This is a genomic window from Mycobacteroides chelonae CCUG 47445 (assembly GCF_001632805.1).
Classification (GTDB): Bacteria; Actinomycetota; Actinomycetes; order Mycobacteriales; family Mycobacteriaceae; genus Mycobacterium; species Mycobacterium chelonae.
On the sequence record NZ_CP007220.1, the window covers coordinates 4539298 to 4560255 of the forward strand.

General features: G+C 63.4%; 23 protein-coding genes. 16 read left to right on the forward strand and 7 right to left on the reverse strand.

Features of this window, described 5'->3' with window-relative positions; genetic code table 11:
* Positions 1–112: 112 nt before the first annotated feature.
* Together BB28_RS22155 and BB28_RS22160 are read left to right on the forward strand one after the other, a co-directional pair.
* Positions 113–1030, forward strand: a complete 918-nt coding sequence (locus BB28_RS22155; protein ID WP_046255074.1) for a D-2-hydroxyacid dehydrogenase — start codon at positions 113–115, stop codon at positions 1028–1030.
* Positions 1023–2414 carry an amidase gene (locus tag BB28_RS22160; RefSeq protein ID WP_046255075.1) on the forward strand — a complete coding sequence of 464 codons (1392 nt, stop codon included), beginning with the start codon at positions 1023–1025 and terminating at the stop codon, positions 2412–2414. The genes BB28_RS22155 and BB28_RS22160 overlap by 8 nt, the downstream gene beginning before the upstream one ends.
* Before the next feature lie 7 nt (positions 2415–2421).
* Here the strand turns inward: BB28_RS22160 and BB28_RS22165 are convergent, their stop codons facing one another.
* A complete protein-coding gene (locus BB28_RS22165; protein WP_030097274.1) occupies positions 2422–2916 on the reverse strand; it encodes a DUF3830 family protein in 495 nt (164 codons plus the stop codon).
* Complete coding sequence (locus BB28_RS22170) at positions 2916–4220, reverse strand: aspartate aminotransferase family protein (RefSeq protein WP_419894532.1); 1305 nt, start codon at positions 4218–4220, stop codon at positions 2916–2918. The genes BB28_RS22165 and BB28_RS22170 overlap by 1 nt, the downstream gene beginning before the upstream one ends.
* Before the next feature lie 51 nt (positions 4221–4271).
* On the opposite strand from BB28_RS22170, the gene BB28_RS22175 reads away from it, so the two are divergent.
* The 9 genes from BB28_RS22175 (at position 4272) to BB28_RS22210 (ending at position 11873) form a co-directional block, all read left to right on the forward strand.
* Positions 4272–5687, forward strand: a complete 1416-nt coding sequence (locus BB28_RS22175) for an NAD-dependent succinate-semialdehyde dehydrogenase (RefSeq protein ID WP_046256083.1) — start codon at positions 4272–4274, stop codon at positions 5685–5687.
* Between the two features lie 8 nt (positions 5688–5695).
* Positions 5696–6736 carry an isocitrate/isopropylmalate dehydrogenase family protein gene (locus BB28_RS22180; protein WP_419894507.1) on the forward strand — a complete coding sequence of 347 codons (1041 nt, stop codon included), beginning with the start codon at positions 5696–5698 and terminating at the stop codon, positions 6734–6736.
* A gap of 110 nt (positions 6737–6846) precedes the next feature.
* The gene (locus tag BB28_RS22185; protein WP_030097278.1) at positions 6847–7119 is read left to right on the forward strand and encodes a hypothetical protein; all 273 of its coding nucleotides are present in this window, start codon (positions 6847–6849) and stop codon (positions 7117–7119) included.
* On the forward strand, positions 7116–7925 hold the full coding sequence (locus tag BB28_RS22190) for a hypothetical protein (RefSeq protein WP_046255078.1): 810 nt from the start codon (positions 7116–7118) through the stop codon (positions 7923–7925). Before BB28_RS22185 ends, BB28_RS22190 begins: the two co-directional genes overlap by 4 nt.
* Positions 7926–7970: 45 nt before the next feature.
* Positions 7971–9884 carry a fumarate reductase/succinate dehydrogenase flavoprotein subunit gene (locus BB28_RS22195; protein WP_046255079.1) on the forward strand — a complete coding sequence of 638 codons (1914 nt, stop codon included), beginning with the start codon at positions 7971–7973 and terminating at the stop codon, positions 9882–9884.
* Position 9885: 1 nt separating this feature from the next.
* On the forward strand, positions 9886–10632 hold the full coding sequence (locus BB28_RS22200; protein ID WP_030097281.1) for a succinate dehydrogenase/fumarate reductase iron-sulfur subunit: 747 nt from the start codon (positions 9886–9888) through the stop codon (positions 10630–10632).
* A gap of 23 nt (positions 10633–10655) precedes the next feature.
* Positions 10656–11264 carry an SRPBCC family protein gene (locus BB28_RS22205; RefSeq protein WP_046255080.1) on the forward strand — a complete coding sequence of 203 codons (609 nt, stop codon included), beginning with the start codon at positions 10656–10658 and terminating at the stop codon, positions 11262–11264.
* 74 nt (positions 11265–11338) lie between these two features.
* Positions 11339–11494 (forward strand): hypothetical protein, encoded by a 156-nt coding sequence (locus tag BB28_RS25395; protein WP_046255081.1) that lies wholly within the window; start codon positions 11339–11341, stop codon positions 11492–11494.
* Positions 11495–11576: 82 nt separating this feature from the next.
* Positions 11577–11873, forward strand: coding sequence for an ArsR/SmtB family transcription factor (locus BB28_RS22210; protein WP_030097283.1), 297 nt, complete (start codon positions 11577–11579; stop codon positions 11871–11873).
* A 4-nt stretch (positions 11874–11877) separates the two neighbouring features.
* Here BB28_RS22210 and BB28_RS22215 read toward each other — a convergent pair whose 3' ends face one another.
* Complete coding sequence (locus tag BB28_RS22215) at positions 11878–12345, reverse strand: winged helix-turn-helix transcriptional regulator (RefSeq protein ID WP_046256084.1); 468 nt, start codon at positions 12343–12345, stop codon at positions 11878–11880.
* 89 nt (positions 12346–12434) lie between these two features.
* Between BB28_RS22215 and BB28_RS22220 the strand changes: the two genes are divergently transcribed.
* Positions 12435–13130: an SDR family oxidoreductase gene (locus BB28_RS22220; RefSeq protein ID WP_046255082.1), complete on the forward strand. Its 696-nt coding sequence runs from the start codon at positions 12435–12437 to the stop codon at positions 13128–13130.
* Between the two features lie 27 nt (positions 13131–13157).
* On the forward strand, positions 13158–13592 hold the full coding sequence (locus tag BB28_RS22225) for a tautomerase family protein (RefSeq protein ID WP_046255083.1): 435 nt from the start codon (positions 13158–13160) through the stop codon (positions 13590–13592).
* Here BB28_RS22225 and BB28_RS22230 read toward each other — a convergent pair.
* On the reverse strand, positions 13589–14077 hold the full coding sequence (locus BB28_RS22230; RefSeq protein ID WP_030097287.1) for a flavin reductase family protein: 489 nt from the start codon (positions 14075–14077) through the stop codon (positions 13589–13591). The two genes, BB28_RS22225 and BB28_RS22230, sit on opposite strands and share 4 nt — an antisense overlap.
* A gap of 28 nt (positions 14078–14105) precedes the next feature.
* Here BB28_RS22230 and BB28_RS22235 point away from each other — a divergent pair, with 28 nt between their 5' ends.
* Positions 14106–14903, forward strand: coding sequence for a crotonase/enoyl-CoA hydratase family protein (locus BB28_RS22235; protein WP_046255084.1), 798 nt, complete (start codon positions 14106–14108; stop codon positions 14901–14903).
* A gap of 57 nt (positions 14904–14960) precedes the next feature.
* On the opposite strand, the gene BB28_RS22240 is transcribed toward BB28_RS22235, so the two are convergent.
* Together BB28_RS22240 and BB28_RS22245 are read right to left on the reverse strand one after the other, a co-directional pair.
* Entirely contained in the window at positions 14961–15281 is a 321-nt protein-coding gene (locus BB28_RS22240) for a hypothetical protein (protein ID WP_046255085.1), read from the reverse strand.
* Between the two features lie 88 nt (positions 15282–15369).
* Positions 15370–16332 (reverse strand): isopenicillin N synthase family dioxygenase, encoded by a 963-nt coding sequence (locus BB28_RS22245; protein ID WP_046255086.1) that lies wholly within the window; start codon positions 16330–16332, stop codon positions 15370–15372.
* Between the two features lie 110 nt (positions 16333–16442).
* On the opposite strand from BB28_RS22245, the gene BB28_RS22250 reads away from it, so the two are divergent.
* Positions 16443–18209 (forward strand): serine/threonine-protein kinase, encoded by a 1767-nt coding sequence (locus tag BB28_RS22250; RefSeq protein WP_046255087.1) that lies wholly within the window; start codon positions 16443–16445, stop codon positions 18207–18209.
* On the opposite strand, the gene BB28_RS22255 is transcribed toward BB28_RS22250, so the two are convergent.
* Positions 18206–18775, reverse strand: a complete 570-nt coding sequence (locus BB28_RS22255; RefSeq protein ID WP_046255088.1) for a DinB family protein — start codon at positions 18773–18775, stop codon at positions 18206–18208. The genes BB28_RS22250 and BB28_RS22255 overlap by 4 nt on opposite strands.
* A 270-nt stretch (positions 18776–19045) precedes the next feature.
* Between BB28_RS22255 and BB28_RS22260 the strand changes: the two genes are divergently transcribed.
* Positions 19046–20881, forward strand: coding sequence for an acyl-CoA dehydrogenase (locus BB28_RS22260; RefSeq protein ID WP_046255089.1), 1836 nt, complete (start codon positions 19046–19048; stop codon positions 20879–20881).
* The last annotated feature ends 77 nt before the right edge of the window (positions 20882–20958 follow it).

Here is a 20958-nt window from a genome sequence, read left to right on the forward strand (position 1 = left end):
CTCCGCGCTCCGAGCGATCACTCAGATTGTTGACAATCATACGATATCTCCATACCGTGTCAACGTGAGCGCGCGCCCGATTGTCGCGGATGAGCAGCTTGCGCGAAGACCAGTGGTGGCCGTGCAGCACTCACCTAGTTCGGTACCGGACCGACTCGACCCCGTGGCCGCGTCCGCCGAGGTACGACTGGTGGAATCGGACCAACTCGCCACGGTGCTGCCCGGAGCCGAGATCCTCTTCGTCTACGACTTTCGTTCCTCGGCGCTGCGCGAAACATGGTCCGCCGCAGATTCATTGCGCTGGGTACAGATCGCGGCCACGGGTGCCGATCCGGTGCTGTTCGATGAACTCGTCGAGAGCGACGTGGTACTCACCAACTCTCGCGGTCTGTTCGAGCGCCCCATCGCCGAGTACGTGCTGGCGCAGATCCTGGCCTTCGCCAAGGATATTCGCCGTTCCACACGCGCCCAGGCCGCGCTGAGCTGGCGCCATTTCGAATCAGAATCCATCGAAGGTGTGCCCGTAGCGGTACTCGGTACCGGACCGATCGGCCAGGCCATCGCCGCCCTACTGGACGCGGTGGGCATGCGAGTCACCGTTCTCGGCAGAACCGAATCCGCCGAGTTGTCTTCCCATGTCGCCGATGTCGAGTATCTGGTGCTCGCTGCTCCGCTTACCGCGCGCACGCACGGGATTGTCAACGCGCGCGTGCTCTCGGCGATGCCAACGACAGCCCGGCTGATCAATGTGGGCCGCGGCGAACTGGTGGGCACGTGGGATCTGGTATCCGCGCTGAATCAGGGAGCCATTGCCGGGGCCGCATTGGATGTCACCGATCCCGAGCCGCTGCCGGTGGGACATCCTTTGTGGCGCACGCCGAATACGTACATCACCCCGCATAACAGTGGCGATGTACACGGATGGACCGACCGTCTTCAGGACCAGTTTGTCGCCAACTTCGACCGCTATCTGCGAGGCGAGGAACTTCTGAATATCGTCGACAAGGACAGGATGCGCCGCAATGCATGAACCCACCGATCCCACCGAGATGACCGCGCTGGAGCTGGTGGCCGCGTACACCTCAGGTGAACTGTCTCCGGTGGAGGCGACAGCCGCGGTGTTGTCCAAAATCGCCCAAACCGACAGCGCCATCAATGCTTACTGCCTCGTCGACGAGGAAGCCGCCCTGGCAGCAGCCACACAATCCGAGGAGCGATGGCACGGCCACTACACCCGCGGACTACTCGACGGGGTCCCGATCTCCATCAAGGACGTCTTCCTGACCCAGAACTGGCCGACTCTGCGGGGCTCGGGCCTGGTCGATCCGGCCGGCCCGTGGGAGGCAGATAGCCCCGCTGTACATCGCATCCGGGCCGACGGCATGGTCATGGTCGGCAAGACCACCACGCCCGAGCTGGCTTGGAAGGGGGTTACCGATAGCCGTCAGCGCGGAATCACCCATAACCCGGCCGACCCGCGCCGCACGGCAGGCGGGTCTTCCGGCGGCAGCGCGGCTGCGGTGGCCGCCGGCATGGGCCCGATGTCCATCGGCACCGACGGTGGAGGCAGCATCCGGATACCCGCCAGCTTCTGCGGCGTAGTCGGTTTCAAACCCACGCACGGCCGGGTCCCGATGTACCCGATCAGCCCCTTCGGGCCGCTGGCACACGGTGGCCCGATAACTCGCACGGTGGAAGACGCTGCGCTGCTGATGGACATCATCAGCCTGCCGGACCATCGCGATCCCACCTCGCAGCCGCCCACCCTCACCACCTACCGCTCGCAGGTCTACCGGGATATGACCGGCCTGGATATCGCCTACTCACCCACGCTCGGCTACGTCGACGTCGATTCCGAGGTCGCCGAGCTGGTCGAAAACGCGGTGAACGCCCTTGACGAGGCCGGGCTGCCCGTGACCCACGCAGATCCGGGATTCTCCGATCCCATCGATGCCTTCGAAATCCTATGGGCTGCAGGGGCGGCCGCTAGCCTCAACAACTATGGCAGTCTCAGCGAGGTACGCGACGGAATAGATCCGGGGCTTGCCCAGATGTGGGACATCGGCCTCGGCGCCTCCGCCACCGAATATCTGGGAGCACGGAACGCCTGTGTACAACTGGGCGCCATCATGGGTGCATTCCACGAGATCCACAACGTGCTCATTACCCCGACCGTGCCGATCCCCGCGTTCCCGTTGGGTGCCGACGTCCCGCCGAACTCAGGGATGCGCTGGTGGGCACAGTGGACGCCATTCACATACCCGTTCAACATGACTCAGCAGCCAGCCCTGTCAATTCCGGTAGGCAGAACCTCGACGGGGCTGCCGGTCGGCATGCAGATCATCGGCCCGCGCCACAGCGACGACCTGGTGCTAGCGGTCGGCCATTTCGCCGAGCGGGTGCTGGCGGGTTAGTCCCTGACTAGGCCCGCGCGAAAGCCAACTGCTCGCCCTGAACGCCGGTGAGCCACAGATCCTGGCAGGCGGCCGCGATGTCGGCCAGACCCTCTTCGATGGTCGCGAAGACATTCCCGGGCACCCATCCGGCATCCCCGTTGATCAGCAGATTGTTCCGGCCATAGAAGATCGCCAGATCGGTGGCGCCCTGCGCCGAATGCGCTTCCGACCCCGGCTCGTATCCGTAGGCAGGGTTACCGATCTCCCATGGCTCGAACCCGAAGAAGCACACATCCCCGGGGATCGGGGTAATGGTTGGGTTCTCCCGGCCGGGCGCCGGCAGCAATGGCGGCAACAGGGTGTACACCTCGTTGCGCGCATATTTTGCGTGGTATGCCTGCCCCACGACCGGTAGTGAGTTCCACACCGTTTCACAAGTTCTCGGTGCCTCAGCGTCGAGCAGCCGGGCGCGGCAGGTGACGCCCCGTTTGGTCAGCGTGATGGATATGTAGCGATCCATCACAGCTCCGCCAACACGGTGCTCCAGATGCCCAGGGCATCGGATATCTGATCGGCCGTCACTACCAATGGTGGAATCATCCGCACCACATTCATATGTGGACCGCACATCAGCAGGAGCAGCCCCTTCTCGGCCGCTAATGCCTGGGCCCGGGCGGCGAGCTGGGCCGCAGGTCGGCCGTCCGCACTGAACTCCACACCTACCATCAACCCCAGGCCACGCACATCGCCATCAATCCCTCTCTCGGCAGCGATCTTTCGCGCACCGTCGAGAAGCTCCCGGCCCCGCGCCCGAGCGTTCTCGACGAGCCGTTCCTCGTCGATCACGTCGAGGGTCGCAAGCGCAGCCGCACAGGCAACGGCATTGGCGCCATAGGTGCCGCCCTGTGAACCGGGCCAGGCACGCCCCATCAGCTCGGCAGAGGCCGCGATACCTGAGATGGGGAATCCGCTGGCGATTCCCTTGGCCATCACCAGGATGTCTGGCGTCACGCCAAAGTGCTGGTGGCCGAAATACTCTCCGGTGCGGCCGAATCCGGTCTGCACCTCGTCAACCACCAGCAGGATGCCGTGCTGGTGAGCGCGTTCGGCGACGCCGTTGAGGAACTCGGTGTTGGCGGGGATGTAACCGCCCTCTCCCAACACCGGTTCGATGACCAGCGCTGCCACCTGATTGGGTGCCGTCGCGGTGGCGAGCAGGTAGTCCAGCTCTTGCAGCGCGAACCGGGTGGCCTCGGTCTCGCTCCAGCCATACCGATACGCCGTCGGGAAAGGAGCCGTGTACACGCCGGCCATCAAGGGGCCGATTCCCGATGAGAATCGTGGCCCCGAGGTGGTCATGGTGGCCGCGGCCAGGGTACGTCCGTGAAATCCACCTTGGAACACAACGATGTTCGGGCGGCCGGTGGCCTGCCGCGCCAACCGCACGGAGGCCTCGATGGCCTCACTACCGGAGTTGGCGAAGAACAACGAATCCAGATCCGCAGGCAACACATCACCAAGACGGCGCACCAGGTTCTGCAATGGTCGATGCATCACCGTGGTGTACTGCCCGTGAATGAGCGTGGCCACCTGCCGTTGCGCGGCCTCGACCACACGAGGATGGCAGTGACCCGTACTCACGACACCGATACCCGCAGTGAAATCCAGGTATTCACGGTCACTTTCGTCATACAGATAGCAACCCTGGCCTCGCACCGCCACCACCGAGGTGGCCTGCTTGAGCACGGGCGATAACGCAGTCACGGCATCCCTTCCACTGACATACTCAGAACTATTGTCGATTGTTGACAATCTCCCTAGCATGGTGGCATGCATCCAGGCGCAGTGTCTACCCCCCTGTCCACCGAAAGCGCGGTGGTCGCCGCCGCGCTCTCCCAGCAGCTCCGCCACGGTCCTACCTTCCCCGTCGTGGACCCCGCGACCGAAGAGGTGCTGGCCGATGTCGCCAACATGGACGGCCGCGCCGCACTCACCGCGTTGAGTAATGCGGTTGCCGTCCAACGCTCCTGGGCCTCGACCTCGCCGCAGCAGCGCGCCGACATACTGATGCGTGCCTACACGCTGATGATCGAGAGCACCGAAGACCTGGCCCTGCTCATGACCCTGGAGATGGGCAAGCCCCTCACCGAGTCACGCGGCGAGGTCACCTACGCGGCAGAGTTCTTCCGTTGGTTTGCCGGCGAAGCGGTACGCCAGGACGGAGGCGTGATGCTGGCACCCGACGGCGGATCACGGTTGATCGTGACCCACCGCCCGGTGGGCCCCTGCCTGCTGATCACGCCGTGGAACTTCCCGCTGGCCATGGGCACCCGAAAGATCGGCCCCGCATTGGCCGCGGGCTGCACCTGTCTGGTCAAACCGGCCGAACAGACGCCACTGTCGATGCTCGCCCTACTCGGCATCCTGCGCGAAGCCGGAGTTCCCGACGGGGTGGTATCGGTGATCACCACCGCCGACCCCGGACCGACCATGGCACCCCTGCTTGCCGACCCCCGAGTGCGCAAGCTCTCCTTCACCGGATCCACCGAAGTGGGCCGCTACCTGCTCACGCAGTGCGCACCTACCGTCAAACGCACCTCGATGGAGTTGGGCGGAAACGCACCGTTCATCGTGTTCGACGACGCCGATCCCGAAGAGGCCGCCGCCGGCGCACTGATCGCCAAGATGCGCAACATCGGCCAAGCCTGTACCGCTGCCAACAGGATCTACGTGCAGCGCAGTGTCGCCGGAGCGTTCACCGAGGCGCTCACCGCAAAGCTCGGCGCACTGCATATGGGACGCGGTACCCAACCCGGTGTCGATGTCGGCCCACTGATCGACCCAGACGCCGTGGCCAAGGCCGACCGGCTGGTCACGGACGCTCGGAAGCGTGGTGCCACAGTGCAATTGGGTGGCGAGATACCTGACGGTGCCGGATACTTCTACCCTCCTTCCCTGCTGACCGACGTGCCCGATGACAGCGACATGATGCGAACCGAAATCTTTGCCCCGGTGGCCGCCATAGCGAGCTTCGACACCGAGGAGGAAGTGATAGCCCGTGCCAATGACTCCGAATTCGGTTTGGTGGCATACCTATACACCAATGATGCCCGGCGCGGATGGCGGGTTTCCGAGCAATTGGAGACCGGCATGGTGGGCCTGAACCGGCCCGTGGTGTCCACCCCCGCCGCTCCCTTCGGCGGCGTCAAACAATCCGGGATCGGCCGTGAAGGGGGCTTCGCGGGAATCGAGGAGTTCCTGGAGACCAAGTACATCGGCGCGGCCGTATGAACGCCCGGATGAACGTGGCGACCATTCCGGGTGACGGGATCGGCGTCGACGTGACCAGGGAGGCCGTCAAGGTGATGGACGCCGCCACCGGCGGCCGCATCGAATGGACCGAATTCGACTACTCCTGCCAGAGATACGCCAACACCGGCGCCATGATGCCCGCCGACGCACCCGCGACGCTGGCCGGATTCGACGCGATTCTGCTTGGCGCCGTGGGGTATCCGGGCGTACCCGATGACGTCTCGCTATGGGGACTGCTCATCCCGCTGCGGCGCGCCTTCAACCAGTACGTGAACCTGCGACCCGTACGCCTGCTGCCCGGTATCGCCTCGCCCCTGGCCGGAGTATCTGCCGACGCACTCTCTATGGTCATCGTGCGCGAGAACACCGAAGGTGAATACTCGCCGATCGGCGGCATTCACAACCGCGGCAACCAAAACGAATTCGCCCTACAGGAATCGGTTTTCACACGCATCGGGTGCGAACGCATCATCCGGTACGCATTCGAGCTGGCCGCGTCTGCCGGATTCCGCGTCTGCTCGGCCACGAAATCCAACGGCATCATCCATTCAATGCCTTACTGGGACAGCATCTTCAACATGGCGGCGGCCGAGTATCCACAGGTTCCGTCCGTGTCGATGCATGTCGACGCTCTTGCCGCCCGGATGATCAGCGATCCCGGCAGCCTGGACGTCATCGTTGCCTCCAACCTCTTCGGCGACATCCTCTCCGACTTGGCGGCGGCGGTTACCGGAGGCCTGGGACTGGCGGCATCCGGAAACATCAACCCAGAACGGACCGCCATCTCCATGTTCGAATCGGTGCACGGTTCGGCACCCGACATAGCCGGCCAGGGCATCGCCAACCCCATCGCACAAATACTGGCCGGCGCCATGCTTCTCGACCATCTGAACGAGCCTGACGCGGCCAACAAGATTCGTCTCGCCGTCGACCAGGTACTGGAGGAGGGTCGCGTTCGTACGCCCGATCTCGGAGGTAGCGACACCACCGAGCAGCTCGGCACAGCAATCGCCGAAACCGCTCGGTGATCTTGAATTAACTGACGACATCAGTGACTTGTGTCACTTTCCGTTCGGCTGTCCTGGCAAGATGGTTGTCGTAGCCTGTGATCCACGACACCTTCAGCCCAAGGAGTCCGATGTCGACGAAGACGGAGCTCACCGAGCTCAACCAAGCACTTGGCAGCCTGCGCCGCTGTGTCCACTCTCTGCAGTCTCGTTATGGCGACCTGCCGGCCGTGCGCCGCATCGTCAACGACGTAGAGCGGCTGGATATCGACGCCGCCGATCTGGACCTCTCGCCTCATGAGCACCGGCTCGCGAGCAACGAGAAGATCCAAATCCCCGACACCGAATACGACCGGGAGTTCTGGGGCGATATCGACGACGAAGGAGTTGGTGGCTACAGATGAGCCAAGCCACCGGGGTCTTCTCGCCTTCGCGTGCCCAGATTCAGCAGCGCACGCTACGCACTGACAAGTGGTGGCTCGCACCATTACTCACCAACCTCGGGCTGGCGACATTCGTCATCTATGCCACTGTGCGCGCTTTCTGGGGCAGCGCGTACTGGGTGCCGCAGTATCACTATCTGACGCCGTTCTATTCACCATGCGTCAGCACTGCCTGCGCCCCCGGGGCCAGCCATTTCGGGCATTGGGTCGGTGATCTGCCGTGGTTCATTCCCATGGCCTTCATCTCGCTGCCGTTTCTGCTCGCCTTCCGGCTGACCTGCTATTACTACCGCAAGGCCTACTACCGCTCGGTCTGGCAGTCGCCGACCGCCTGCGCGGTGGCCGAGCCGCACGCGAAGTACTCCGGCGAGACCAAGCTGCCACTGATCATGCAGAACATTCACCGGTACTTCTTTTACGCCGCGGCGATCATCTCGATCGTCAACACCTACGACGCCATCGTCGCCTTCCATTCGGAAAAGACCGGCGGCTTCGGATTCGGCCTGGGCAACGTGATCTTGGTGACCAACGTGGTTCTGCTGTGGGTGTACACGCTGTCCTGCCACTCCTGCCGGCACGTCACCGGCGGGCGGCTCAAGCACTTCTCCAAACACCCTGTCCGGTATTGGATCTGGACACAGGTCAGCAAGCTCAACACCAGGCACATGCTGTTCGCCTGGATCACGCTGGGCACACTGATCCTCACCGACCTGTACGTCATGCTGGTCGCCAGCGGCACCATTTCCGACCTGAGATTCGTTGGTTAGCAATTAAATTCATATTCATACTCGCAAACAAACTGGGGTTAATTAATGGCTGAACTCGAACGGCACCAATACGACGTAGTCGTGATCGGTGCCGGTGGCGCCGGACTGCGCGCCGTCATCGAGGCACGTGAACAGGGCTTTAAGGTCGCGGTTGTCTGTAAATCCCTGTTCGGCAAGGCACACACCGTGATGGCCGAAGGCGGTTGCGCCGCCTCAATGGGTAACGCCAACGACAAGGACAGCTGGCAGGTGCACTTCGGTGACACCATGCGCGGCGGCAAGTTCCTGAATAACTGGCGGATGGCCGAGTTGCACGCCAAGGAGGCCCCGGACCGGGTCTGGGAACTGGAAACCTATGGCGCGTTGTTCGATCGCACCAAGGATGGCCGGATCAGCCAGCGCAACTTCGGCGGCCACACCTATCCGCGGCTGGCGCACGTGGGTGATCGCACCGGCCTGGAGATCATCCGCACCATGCAGCAGAAAATCGTCTCGCTACAGCAGGAAGACTTTGCCGAAACCGGTGATTACGAGGCACGTATCAAGATCTTCGCCGAGTGCACCATCACGGATCTGCTCCTGGACGGGGACCGGATCGCCGGTGGGTTCGGATACTGGCGCGAATCGGGCCGGTTCATCCTCTTCGAGGCTCCCGCAGTGGTTTTGGCCACGGGCGGCATTGGCAAGTCGTTCAAGGTGTCGTCGAACTCCTGGGAGTACACCGGTGACGGGCACGCCCTGGCGCTGCGCGCCGGCGGCACGCTGATCAACATGGAGTTCATCCAGTTCCATCCGACCGGCATGGTCTGGCCACCCTCGGTCAAGGGCATCCTGGTCACCGAAGGTGTGCGCGGCGACGGCGGAGTGCTCAAGAACTCCGAGGGTAAGCGATTCATGTTCGACTACATCCCCGCGGTGTTCAAGGGTCAATACGCCGAGACCGAGGAAGAAGCCGACCAATGGCTCAAGGACAACGACTCGGCACGGCGCACCCCCGACCTGCTGCCCCGTGACGAGGTCGCCCGGGCCATCAACTCCGAAGTCAAGGCCGGTCGCGGCACCCCGCACGGCGGCGTGTACCTGGACATCGCTTCACGCATCCCCACCGAGGAGATCAAGAGGCGGCTGCCGTCGATGTACCACCAGTTCAAGGAACTCGCCGAGGTCGACATCACCAAGGACGACATGGAAGTCGGTCCGACCTGTCACTACGTGATGGGCGGTATCGAGGTCGATCCCGACAGTGGAGCCGCGACGGTGCCCGGTCTCTTCGCGGCCGGTGAATGCTCCGGCGGCATGCACGGGTCAAACCGGTTGGGCGGCAACTCCCTTTCCGACCTGCTCGTGTTCGGGCGGCGCGCCGGCCTGGGTGCCGCCGAGTACGTCAAGGGCCTCACGTCTCGTCCGCAGATCTCCGAGGCCGACGTCGACAAGGCCGCCGTACTCGCTTTGGCACCCTTCGGAGACCCCGCTGCCGAGGGTGCCGAAAATCCGTACACACTGCACACCGACTTGCAGCAGGCCATGAACGACCTGGTCGGCATCATCCGCAAGGAAGAGGAAGTCGAACAGGCCCTGGTCAAGCTGAACGAGCTCAAGGAGCGCTTCAAACACGTTGCCGTGGAAGGGCACCGGCAGTTCAATCCGGGCTGGCACCTGGCCATCGACATGCGCAATATGCTGCTGGTCAGTGAGTGCGTGGCCAAGGCGGCGCTGCTGCGCACCGAGAGCCGAGGCGGGCACACCCGCGATGACCATCCGGACATGGATGCCACCTGGCGCAAGACCCTACTGGTGTGCAGCACCACCGGCGGAGATCCGGCGGTACCCGATGTACTCGTCACGCCCGAGCCGCAGCTCCCCTTGCGCCCAGATCTTTTGGAACTGTTCGAGATCGGCGAGCTGGAGAAGTACTTCACGCCCGAAGAACTGGCAGAGCACCCAGGAAGGAAGTCCTGACGTGAGCTATGACGCGCACCTCCAGGTCTGGCGAGGCGATGACGACGGCGGTGAGCTCATCGACTACACCGTTCCGGTGAGCGAGGGCGAGGTCGTGCTCGACATCATCCACCGAATCCAGGCCACTCAGGCCTCGGACCTGGCGGTCCGATGGAACTGCAAGGCCGGCAAGTGTGGCTCGTGCTCGGCGGAGATCAACGGCCGTCCGCGGCTCATGTGCATGACCCGGATGTCGACATTCGACGAGTCCGAGACCATCACCGTGACGCCACTGCGCGCCTTCCCGGTGATTCGCGACCTGGTTACCGACGTGTCGTTCAACTACCAAAAGGCCAGAGAAGTCCAATCATTCACCCCACCGAAGGGCCTGAAGCCCGGCGAATACCGGATGCAGCAGGAAGACGTAGAGCGGTCACAGGAGTTCCGCAAGTGCATCGAATGTTTCCTCTGCCAAAACACCTGCCATGCGGTACGCGACCATGAGGAGAACAAGAAGGCTTTCGCCGGACCGCGCTATCTGATGCGGGTGGCCGAGCTGGAGATGCATCCACTCGATGTCGCCGACCGGCGCGAGGTGGCGCAGGAGGAACTGGGCTTGGGCTACTGCAACATCACCAAGTGCTGCACCGAGGTATGTCCTGAGGGCATCCATATCACCGATAACGCGCTGATCCCGATGAAGGAGCGGATCGCCGATCGCAAGTACGACCCGATTGTCTGGCTGGGTAACAAGCTGTTCCGCCGTTAGTCAGGTTTGCACAGGAGAAGCGCATGGAAACCTGGCTCGTCATCGTCATCACCGTTGTCTGCCTGGCGGCCGCAGGTGCTGTCGCGGGCTTGATACTGCTGGCTATCCTTGCCGCGGGGGGCATCTCAGCCGCTCGGTTCAACCTCACCCCCGTGGCCGCCGATCAGCTGCACGAGTATCTGGCTTCCGACGCCTCCTTCGCGGTCTCCGTCCAGCGCGACTTCTTCTATCCTCCCGATCGCGTGTTCAAGGCCCTGCTCGACGAGCGGTTCATGAGCTGGGTTCCGTTCTCCAAGGGTGTGGACTACGCCGGCACGGCATTGCGCGAGGTGGGCACCAAGCGCGCATTCGTCAACACCTTCGGGGTGTTGGCCGAACAGATCGTCGTCAAAGAACCCAACCGCATACTGGGTGTCACCATCACCGCATGTTCTGTTCCGCTGGTTCTGGATTCGGCCGCGGAGATCTTCGAGGTGGCAGATAACGGCACCGGCGGCACCCGACTCACCTGGCATGTGGGCGGCACCCCTAAATGGGTGGGCTGGCTCCCGTTGCGCCTGGCCGCACCACTCGTGCGTCCGGTGGCCAAGTGGCAGATCGGTAAGCTCCGCGCGATCATCGGGCGCCGCTGAACTCCAAGTAGTCGCGCGGGACTTTGTGGTTGGTTGCCAATGCCCAATTCGGGCAAGACGGGCAGCATCGGAATATGGGTGACATTGTGAGCGTCGCGGATATCCGCACGGCCATCAAGGAGCTTTCGTTGCGCGCCGATCTCGCCGATCGCGAAGATCGCGCCGATGACGCACGCGAACTCCGTGATCGCATCCGCGGGTACCAAGAGGAACTCGCCAAACGCCCCTAGGCCGTATCAGCGGCCGGGGTGCGATGGTGACGACCCTTTATATAGCATTGTGTCTATATAGATAAGATGTAATACTCCAAGTATGGACGTTTTCGAAGCGGTCGCAGAGCCCAGCCGCCGGATTCTGCTCGATGCGCTGGCAGGCGGGGAATGGACCGCTGGAGAACTTGTCGCGACACTGCCCGGCCTGACACAGCCCACCGTCTCACGGCATCTTCGCGTGCTACGCGAGGCCGGCCTGGTCGACGCCCGACCGGATGCACAACGCCGGATCTACGCGCTGCGCGCCGACGGCCTGGTCCAGATCGACCAGTGGATCGACCCATACCGGCACTTCTGGAGCGGGCACCTGGACGCACTCGAAGGACACCTGCCCTAGCGGTCTAACGCCCCGCCCACCTGACCTCGATGCCTTCGGCACTCAGCTGCTGGCCCGGGCGAGATGTCACCTGAACATCGATTTCCCGCCCGGTTTTCTTGTCGATCAATTCCAGCGGCTTACGCCCATCTTGCAGGTACTCGTCCCCCCACTTGAGCAGGGACAGCAGCACCGGAAGCAGGTCCTGGCCCATCCGGGTCAGCACGTACCCGTCCCGCTCCCGCTGACCGGGTTCGCGATAGGGCACCTTCTCGATGACGCCCGCCGCCTCCAACTGCTTGAGTGCACGCGATACCGCCGGGGCGGATACCCCGATGCGCTCGGAAAACTCGTCGAACCGGGTTGAGCCGTAAAAGCATTCGCGGACGATCAGGAATGCGGTCTTGGTGCCCAGCAAGTCCAGGGCCTTCCCGATCGAACACGCATCGGTATTCCAGTGGGAGCGGTCCTGCAGCAGCCGCTCGAACTCCATGGTCACCAGGCCATTGTAACTAACGCTTGCGTTATTCAGCTAGTCCCGCTAGCTTCCTAACTAACGGAATCGTTAGTTAGGAGATAGGGATGGTCGAGAACAAGGTTGTACTGGTCACCGGAGGGCGCCGCGGGCTGGGCGCAGCCATCGTCGACGAGGTACTGAACCGCGGAGCGCGCAAGGTCTACAGCACCGCCCGCCAACCGTTCGAGGACCCGCGCGCACAGGTGATTCCCCAACAGCTCGAGGTGGCCTCCGAGTCATCGGTGCAAGCGCTGGCCCGTGAACTCACCGACGTCGAGATCGTGGTCAACAACGCCGGTGTGCTGCATCCTGATTCGCTACTCACCGGCGACCTCGACCGGGTGGATGCGACGTTCCAGACCAACGTATTCGGCCCGCTACGGGTTATCCGGGCGTTCGCGCCAATCCTCAAGGCCAACGGCGGTGGAGCGATCGTCAACATCCACTCGGTGCTCTCCTGGCTCGGCGGAGCCGGCGCCTACGGTGCGTCAAAGGCAGCCATCTGGTCGGTGACCAACACCCTGCGCCTGGAACTGGAACCGCAGCACACGCACGTACTGGGCGTACACGCGGGATTCATCGACACCGACATGGTGTCCGCCCTGGATGTTCCGAAGACACCGCCCGGCGTGATCGCTGCACGCATCATCGATGCACTGGAGAAGGGCGATAACGAGGTGTTGACCGACGAGCTCACCGCACAGGTCAAGTCCCAACTATCGGGCCCCGTCGAGAACCTCGCCTACCGTCCCAGCCACTGACTTCGCATCCACCAGGAGAAGATCGACATGCCCCTCTGGACCATCTATCACACGCCAAACATGTTTTCCGACAAGGAAAAGGCCGATCTGGCCGCGAGCATCACGGAGGTCTACGTCACCGTGGGGCTTCCGCGGTTCTATGTGGTCACGGTGTTCAAACAGATCTCACCGTCGGACTTCTACGTCGGCGGGGAACCAACCACGAACGCCGTACGGATCGTCGTGGATCACATCGCGCGAACCCTGCCCGACAAGGCCGGCCGCGAGCGCATCACCCAGCACCTCGGCCGCGTCCTGGCACCGCATCTGGACCGGGCGGACCTGCACTGGGAGTTCCACATCGACGAGACCAGCGAGGAGCTTTGGATGATCAACGGACTGGTGCCGCCGCCGATGAATTCCGAGGCCGAACGTGACTGGGCCCAAGCCAACCGGAGCAGCCCCTACCCGGCGCCCGTCTAGCCAATCAGCTTCCGGAACTTACTGCGGTGGAACACGATCGGAGCCACCGCGGAGTGCACGGTCAATCCGTGGATGTTGAGGATGACGATCGCGTGGTCACCGGCGGGCACCTCGGACTGGATGGAGGTCTCGATCCAGGCCGTGGTGCCGCCGATGAACACGGCACCGCTCTCGGTGGTCGAGGTGTCCAGGCCCGCGAACCGATCGCCGGTCTTGGCGGCAAGGGTGCGGGCCGCATCGTCATGCGCCTCACCCAGCACACTGATACCCAGACGTGGGGCCACCCGCAGGTTGGGCCACGTCGTCGAAGAGTTCTGAACGCAGAACGCCACGAGCGGCGGATCCAGGGACACCGGCACAAACGTGCTGGCGGCCAATCCGGTTCGCGTTCCACCGATCTCGGCGGCTATGGCAACCACGCCGGTCGGGAAATGCCCGAATGCCTCGCGCAGCGTCGCCGCGTCCAAAGTGGTATCGCTCGTCATAACTGGATGTCACCTCTAGTCTTGCTTCATGACGTCACATGTGACCCTACGCGTCGACGGCGAGGTAGCCCGCGTCACCTTGTCCCGGCCCGAGAAGCTCAACGGACTCACCCTCGACATGCTCAACGGGCTGACTGCCGCCGCCCGCCATATTGCCTCAGATACCTCGATCCGTGTGGTGGTGTTGTCCGGTGAGGGGGACGCCTTTTCTAGTGGGCTGGATTTCGCGGCCGCCGGGAAGGACCCCGCGCGCGTCGTCGCGAACTTCATTCCGCTCCCTTGGCTGGGTACCAATGGTTTTCAGGAGGCGTGCTGGGCCTGGCGCCGGTTGCGCATCCCGGTGATCGCCGTCATCCACGGCCGTTGCTACGGCGGCGGGCTTCAGTTGGCCCTGGCCGCCGACTTCCGGTTCACCACACCCGATGCCGAGTTCTCGATCCTGGAAGCCAAGTGGGGCCTGATCCCCGATATGTCCGGAAGCGTCACGCTGAGTCAATTGGTCGGAATCGACACCGCCAAACGGCTCACCATGACCGGTGAGATGTTCGACGGTTTCTACGCCAAGGAAATCGGACTGGTGACCCAGGTGAGCGCCGACCCCGAGGCCGACGCCGCCGAACTCATCGACCAGATTCTGTCGCGCTCCCCCGATTCAGTGGCAGCCACCAAGACCCTGTTCGACAAGGCATGGTCCATGGTCCCGCGCCGCGCGTTTGGCCTGGAGCGACGCCTGCAACTGCGGCTCATGCGCGGACCCAACTTCGCCATCGCACGCAAGGCCGGCATCGACAAGACCGAACCTCAGTTCAAGGCCCGCAGTATCTAGCCCACTAATAAAAGGTTGCCTATGCGGCCTTTGATCCTGCGATCATTGCTTCGCTCGTTACGCGGCAGGCACACAGTCACGGAGCTCAGGCGCCATACCGTACGGGCCCCACATCTGGCGCTCCGCATCCTGCCGGGCTTCAGGCTCGTTACTTCCGTGACCGATCACAGAGCCAGCCCACTGCTTCATACCGAAACCCATACCCGGCATGCTTCCCGGGCCAAACCCAGGTGGACCGAAATTGTTGTTGGCATAGACCTGACACTGAACCGCAACCGGGCCCTCCCCCGGCATCGCCGAAGCAACAGGTGAGGCGAACACCGAAACCAGCACCGCCGCCACACCAACCCCTGCGACTACCGAACAAACCGTCCGCATAGCTCCTCCTCCTCGGTATCTGGCAATAGTTTGCCACAATCCGAGTATTTCGAGCACAAAAGGTTCGCGGAGGGGAATCCGAAGATCGCTAGCGCAGATGCCCGTGCGCGGCCGCCACATCGGGATGCGCCCGCAGCCGGCTTTTCCAGGCGTTCTCGCCGTAGGTCGCATGGATCGGATCATCCGGGTCCGCCGCCGCACCTCGAGTCCGCGCCCGAAGTTCCGGCGGGAGATCCAGCGTCGGGATACGCGCGTCAAGCCTCGGATTGAAGAAGTAGGCGATCGAAATCCGCGGCCTGCCCGTCAGCGTGACGCGATGGCGCGTCGCACGCAGATATCCGCCGCTCGCCCGCTCGAGCAGCTCACCGATGTTCACGATGAATGCGCCCGCACGCCCCGGTGCCTCCACCCAGGTGCCGTCCACCTCGACCTGCAGCCCGCCGGCGTCCGGTTCGGCCAGCAGCAAGGTGAGCACACCGGAATCGCGATGTGCACCAACTCCCTGGTCGGTAGTGCCGCGGGCCGGGTACCGGATGACCTTGATCAGGGTCGCAGGTTCAGAGCCAAAAGCCTCGTCGAACACCCCACCTGCAGATCCAAGGGCAATGGCCCACTCCCGCAGTAGCTTTCGCCCCACCGCAGCCAGGGCCGCATCCCAGCTCGTGAGGGCTGCTCTTAGTTCGGGCACCGCCTTCGGCCACTGGTTGGGCCCCTGCAACCACAGGTAATCGAGATCCTTTCCGTGCGCAGTCGCCCGACGTTCCGGCCCGACATCGATCTGCTCACGCCAATCGGTCAGCCCGCCGGTCAGCTCTCCGCCCAGCCGGGTAAACCCACGAAAATGGGGGCTGCGCACCATGGCAATGGCATCCTTGTCCTCTGCGGGCAGCGCGAAAAGCCTGTGGGCGGCCGACAACACCTCGTCGACCAGCCGCTGCGAGACACCGTGGCCGGTGAGATAGAAGAACCCAACCTCATGGGTGACCTCACGCAGCACCGCACGCAACCGATCCGGGTCGCCGGAAAGGTCTACGACGGGTAGCTCAACCATGCCCCCATGGTCCCCCGCCCGGCCTCGCAGGGACCACCGTCTTGACCGCCATGAGGAAATATCACAAGTACGATGACCACACGGCCGGGCGAGAGGGACGCACAGGGGAAATGACGTCATCGGAGATGCCGCCGTCGGGTCCAGATAACCAGCAACCTGGAGACCTACCGCCGGGAACGGTCATATCCGGATACCAGATCGAGCGCGTCCTCGGTCGCGGCGGCATGGGCACCGTGTATCTGGCCGCAAATCCGAATTTGCAACGTCCCGAGGCTCTGAAGATCCTCAACGCCCAGGCCTCACGCGACCCTGATTTCCGGGCACGATTCATGCGCGAGGCCTCGCTGGCCGCGTCTCTGGATCACCCCAACATCGTCACGGTGCACAACCGAGGCGAAACGCCGGAGGGCGATCTGTGGATTGCCATGCAATACGTCCAGGGCAGCGATGCACACTCGGAGTCGAGGAATGGACGCATGTCGCTCACCCGCGCCATTCACATCATCAGCGAGGTGGCCAAGGCGCTTGACTATCTGCATGCCCGCGGTCTGGTACACCGCGATGTGAAGCCGGCCAACATCCTGCTGTCCGAGGGCGATCGTCGAATCATGTTGGGCGACTTCGGTGTCACTCGCGCGCTCGACGACAGCAACTCGGTTACCTCCGCGGGGAACGTGACCGCCACGATCGGGTACGCGGCGCCGGAGGTGCTGTCCGGCGCCGCCGTCGACGGCCGCGCCGATGTGTATGCCTTGGGCTGCACGCTCTTTCGGATGCTCACGGGTCAACCCCCGTTTGGCTCCGGGGGCTCGCTACCCGCGGTTATCAATGCACACCTCTCGGCGCCGCCGCCCCGCATCTCCCAGTTCGCCTCTGTGCCCGAGTCAATGGACGCATTGATCGCCAAGGCGATGGCCAAGAATCCCGCCGATCGATATCAAAGTGCCGGGGAGTTTGCCCAGGCCGCGCAACAGATTCTGGCCGACCCGCATCAGCACCGGCAGACCGTGACCCAACCCGTATCCACCGTGACGCCGCAGCCCACACCTCTTCTCGCACAGAACATCGCAACACCGACAGACTCCGCGCGAACATTGGTCAAGCACAGACGCATTGTGGCGATTGTCGGCGCCGTCGCCCTAGTGGCCGCATCGACGGTGGTCGCCGTAGTGATCTGGCCCCGCCATGGCGGCGGAGGTAAACCCACTCCCTCGTCTGGCGCGACCGCCGCGGTGGTTAAGCCGGGCGAATCGCTGGCCGGACAACCCAATACCGTCCTGGACACCTTGCTGCCCGGCCAGTTCGACTACCCAGACGGATGGGAGAAGAACCCATCGCCCACATTCAGGTCGGGCGAGTTCAATCCGGCCGTGGCGCCCGGTGCGGCCACCATCGTTGGTGGAACCCCAGTGGGCTGCAACACGATTGATCCCGTGTGGGCACTACGCGCCCAAGGCCGTGAGACCTCGACGTTGTATCTGCGTGATCGCAAGAAGCCCGAGAGAGAGATCCTGATCCGGGTTGTCCCGGCATCCGATGCCCTCTCCCCGGACGGCGCCTCTGACGCATTGAAGCGGTGCGACGCGGTCGCGTACACGATCCCCGGCGCGAGCACCACGTGGCGATGCTCGTTCGAGTTCGATGAGCCGGCTCCGGTCCAGAATGGCCAAAAAGAGCTCACCGCAACGGAATCGTGCTTTATGTTTCCCTCCGGGGCGAACAGCATTCGACAGCACGTGTCATTCAATGTGGTACGCGGCCTGCTCGTGTACATCCTGGCCAGCGGTGCGTCGAACCGAAACGACGCGGCAGGCTCTCTGAGCGCGACCGCCCTGAACTTCGCGACCGCCATGAGGATCCTGCGTTACGGCCGCTAGTTCTCGGGAGACCAGGGTGTGAGCCAATCCGTGGGTTCCCAGCCCTCGGCGGCCGCCAGCAGCTCGTACATCGTTGCGCCATCGACGGACTCACGAATGATGTCGGCGTGGCCGGCGTGCCGGGCCAACTCCTCGATGAGGTGCAGGGCCACCCACCGCACACTCCACGCGTCGACGTCCTTGGGGAACCACGGCGCCGACGGAACGGGCACCGGAGTGTCCAGCCCCTTGTCCTTGATCGCGGCAAGTGTCGCGTCGCACTGGGCTGAGTACGCCGCCAGCACACCGGCGAGCGTCTCGTCCGCACGCAAGATGAATTCGTCATCGGCTCGGTGGCGGTCAGCTCCCGGATCCGGCGCGGCGACAATTTTGTCTGTCCAGCCCGCCTGCATATTGGTGACGTGCTTGATGAGCCCACCGACCGACAAGGTGCCTGCCGTCGGAGTCAGACGCGCCTGATCGTCAGTCAGGCCGAAGGCGACGATCCGAAAGGCATCTTGCTGGGCAGCGATGTACTCGATCAGTCCGTCCAACTCGGTGGAAACGGGCGGAGGCATGGCAGGCATACAGGGGTTCCTCTCAGGGGCTGTGAGCTGGCACGCACAAGCCAACACCACCGGTCTGACATCACTCCCCCAGAACCGTAAAAAATGCCTTCTGACCTGCGATATCGAATTGTGACAACAACCACAAGGCCAGGACTTTTGTCACACGCTACTCAGCGGTATAGTTCAGTTGTTACCGGTGGGTAACTTAATCAGAAGTAAGAACCCAACCGAATATCAGAACAGCCCCACGAGACCCAGTTAGACCCACGAGAAAAGGCAATGACGCACATGGGCCACTACAAGTCGAACGTCCGCGACCTGGAGTTCAACCTCTTCGAGCTCTTCAACATTCAGCAGGTATTCGGTGGTGAGGAGTACCCCGAGCTGGACGAAGAGACCGCTCGCACGTTCCTTTCCGAAATGCGTACCCTCGCCGAGGGGCCACTGGCCGATTCGTTCGCCGAGGGCGACCGCAACCCGCCAGTCTTCGACCCGGAGACCCACTCGGTGGCCATCCCCGAGGCTTTCAAGAAGTCCGTCAAGGCAGTCACCGACGCCGGCTGGGATCGCCTCGGCCTGATCGAAGAACTCGGCGGCAGCCCGGTTCCACGCTCGCTGATGTGGGCCATCCAGGAGATGATCCTCGGCGCCAACCCCGCAGTCTGGATGTACAGCGGCGGCGCCGGTTTCGCGCAGATCTTCTACAACGTCGCCACCGATGAGCAGAAGAAGTGGGCCGAATTCGCCGCCGAGCGCGGCTGGGGCGCCACCATGGTGCTCACCGAGCCTGACGCCGGTTCGGACGTGGGCGCCGGTCGCACCAAGGCCGTCAAGCAGGAGGACGGTTCCTGGCACATCGACGGTGTGAAGCGCTTCATCACCTCGGCTGACTCCGATGACATGTTCGAGAACATCATGCATCTGGTGCTGGCCCGCCCCGAAGGTGCCGGCCCCGGTACCAAGGGTCTGTCGCTGTTCTTCGTGCCGAAGTTCATCCCCAACTTCGAGACCGGCGAGCCGGGCGAGCGCAACGGCGTCTTCGTCACCAACGTCGAGCACAAGATGGGCCTGAAGGTTTCGGCCACCTGTGAGCTGAGCCTGGGCCAGCACGGCGTTCCCGCCAAGGGCTGGCTGGTCGGCGAGGTGCACAACGGCATCGCCCAGATGTTCGACGTGATCGAGCAGGCCCGCATGATGGTGGGCACCAAGGCCATCGCGACTCTGTCGACCGGTTACCTGAACGCGCTCGAGTACGCCAAGACCCGCGTACAGGGTGCGGACATGACGCAGCTGACCGACAAGACCGCTCCCCGCGTCACCATCACGCACCACCCGGACGTGCGTCGCTCGCTGATGACCCAGAAGGCTTACGCCGAGGGTCTGCGTGCGCTGTACCTCTACGCCACCACCTTCCAGGACGCCGTGGCCGCCAAGGCCATCAACGGTGTGGAGGCCGAGGAAGCGGTACGGCTCAACGATCTGCTGCTGCCGATCATCAAGGGTGTGGGCTCCGAGCGTGCCTACGAGAAGCTCACCGAGAGCCTCCAGACCTTCGGTGGATCCGGCTTCCTGCAGGACTACCCGATCGAGCAGTACATCCGTGACGCCAAGATCGACTCGCTCTACGAGGGCACCACGGCGATCCAGGCCCAGGACTTCTTCTTCCGCAAGATTGTCAAGGACCAGGGCAAGTCGCTGGCCTTCGTCTCCGGTCAGATCGAAGAGTTCGTCAAGAGCGAGACCGGCAACGGCCGCCTGAAGGCCGAGCGTGCGCTGCTCGCAACGGCTTTGGAGGACGTGCAGGGCATGGCGGCGACCATGACCGCGAACCTGATGGCCGCCCAGCAGGAGATCACTCAGGTCTACAAGGTCGGAACGGCCTCCGTGCGCTTCCTGATGAGCGTCGGCGACCTGCTGATCGGCTGGCTGCTGCAGCGTCAGGCTGCCGTGGCCATCGAGGCTCTGGACGCGGGCGCCACCGGCGCCGAGAAGTCCTTCTACGAGGGCAAGATCGCGGTTGCCTCGTTCTTCGCCAAGAACATGCTGCCGCAGCTGACCTCGACCCGGGCCATCCTGGAGAACGTCGACAACGACATCATGGAGCTCGACGAAGCCGCCTTCTGATTCACTGACGCAAAGGCCCCTTGTTCCTCCGGGAACAGGGGGCCTTCTGCATTCCGGGGTACCGCCGTGATCAGACC

Bases quoted from the DNA above. Each gene is read 5' to 3' on its own strand.
- BB28_RS22190 (WP_046255078.1), top strand. From the start codon at position 7,116: ATGAGCCAAGCCACCGGGGTCTTCTCGCCTTCGCGTGCCCAGATTCAG.
- BB28_RS22260 (WP_046255089.1), top strand. From the start codon at position 19,046: ATGGGCCACTACAAGTCGAACGTCCGCGACCTGGAGTTCAACCTCTTC.
- BB28_RS22165 (WP_030097274.1), bottom strand. From the start codon at position 2,916: ATGGATCGCTACATATCCATCACGCTGACCAAACGGGGCGTCACCTGC.
- BB28_RS25395 (WP_046255081.1), top strand. From the start codon at position 11,339: ATGGGTGACATTGTGAGCGTCGCGGATATCCGCACGGCCATCAAGGAG.
- BB28_RS22205 (WP_046255080.1), top strand. From the start codon at position 10,656: ATGGAAACCTGGCTCGTCATCGTCATCACCGTTGTCTGCCTGGCGGCC.
- BB28_RS22225 (WP_046255083.1), top strand. From the start codon at position 13,158: ATGCCCCTCTGGACCATCTATCACACGCCAAACATGTTTTCCGACAAG.
- BB28_RS22230 (WP_030097287.1), bottom strand. From the start codon at position 14,077: ATGACGAGCGATACCACTTTGGACGCGGCGACGCTGCGCGAGGCATTC.
- BB28_RS22255 (WP_046255088.1), bottom strand. From the start codon at position 18,775: ATGCCTGCCATGCCTCCGCCCGTTTCCACCGAGTTGGACGGACTGATC.
- BB28_RS22245 (WP_046255086.1), bottom strand. From the start codon at position 16,332: ATGGTTGAGCTACCCGTCGTAGACCTTTCCGGCGACCCGGATCGGTTG.
- BB28_RS22170 (WP_419894532.1), bottom strand. From the start codon at position 4,220: ATGCTAGGGAGATTGTCAACAATCGACAATAGTTCTGAGTATGTCAGT.
- BB28_RS22180 (WP_419894507.1), top strand. From the start codon at position 5,696: ATGAACGTGGCGACCATTCCGGGTGACGGGATCGGCGTCGACGTGACC.
- BB28_RS22215 (WP_046256084.1), bottom strand. From the start codon at position 12,345: ATGGAGTTCGAGCGGCTGCTGCAGGACCGCTCCCACTGGAATACCGAT.
- BB28_RS22240 (WP_046255085.1), bottom strand. From the start codon at position 15,281: ATGCGGACGGTTTGTTCGGTAGTCGCAGGGGTTGGTGTGGCGGCGGTG.
- BB28_RS22210 (WP_030097283.1), top strand. From the start codon at position 11,577: ATGGACGTTTTCGAAGCGGTCGCAGAGCCCAGCCGCCGGATTCTGCTC.
- BB28_RS22185 (WP_030097278.1), top strand. From the start codon at position 6,847: ATGTCGACGAAGACGGAGCTCACCGAGCTCAACCAAGCACTTGGCAGC.
- BB28_RS22220 (WP_046255082.1), top strand. From the start codon at position 12,435: ATGGTCGAGAACAAGGTTGTACTGGTCACCGGAGGGCGCCGCGGGCTG.
- BB28_RS22195 (WP_046255079.1), top strand. From the start codon at position 7,971: ATGGCTGAACTCGAACGGCACCAATACGACGTAGTCGTGATCGGTGCC.
- BB28_RS22250 (WP_046255087.1), top strand. From the start codon at position 16,443: ATGACGTCATCGGAGATGCCGCCGTCGGGTCCAGATAACCAGCAACCT.
- BB28_RS22160 (WP_046255075.1), top strand. From the start codon at position 1,023: ATGCATGAACCCACCGATCCCACCGAGATGACCGCGCTGGAGCTGGTG.
- BB28_RS22235 (WP_046255084.1), top strand. From the start codon at position 14,106: ATGACGTCACATGTGACCCTACGCGTCGACGGCGAGGTAGCCCGCGTC.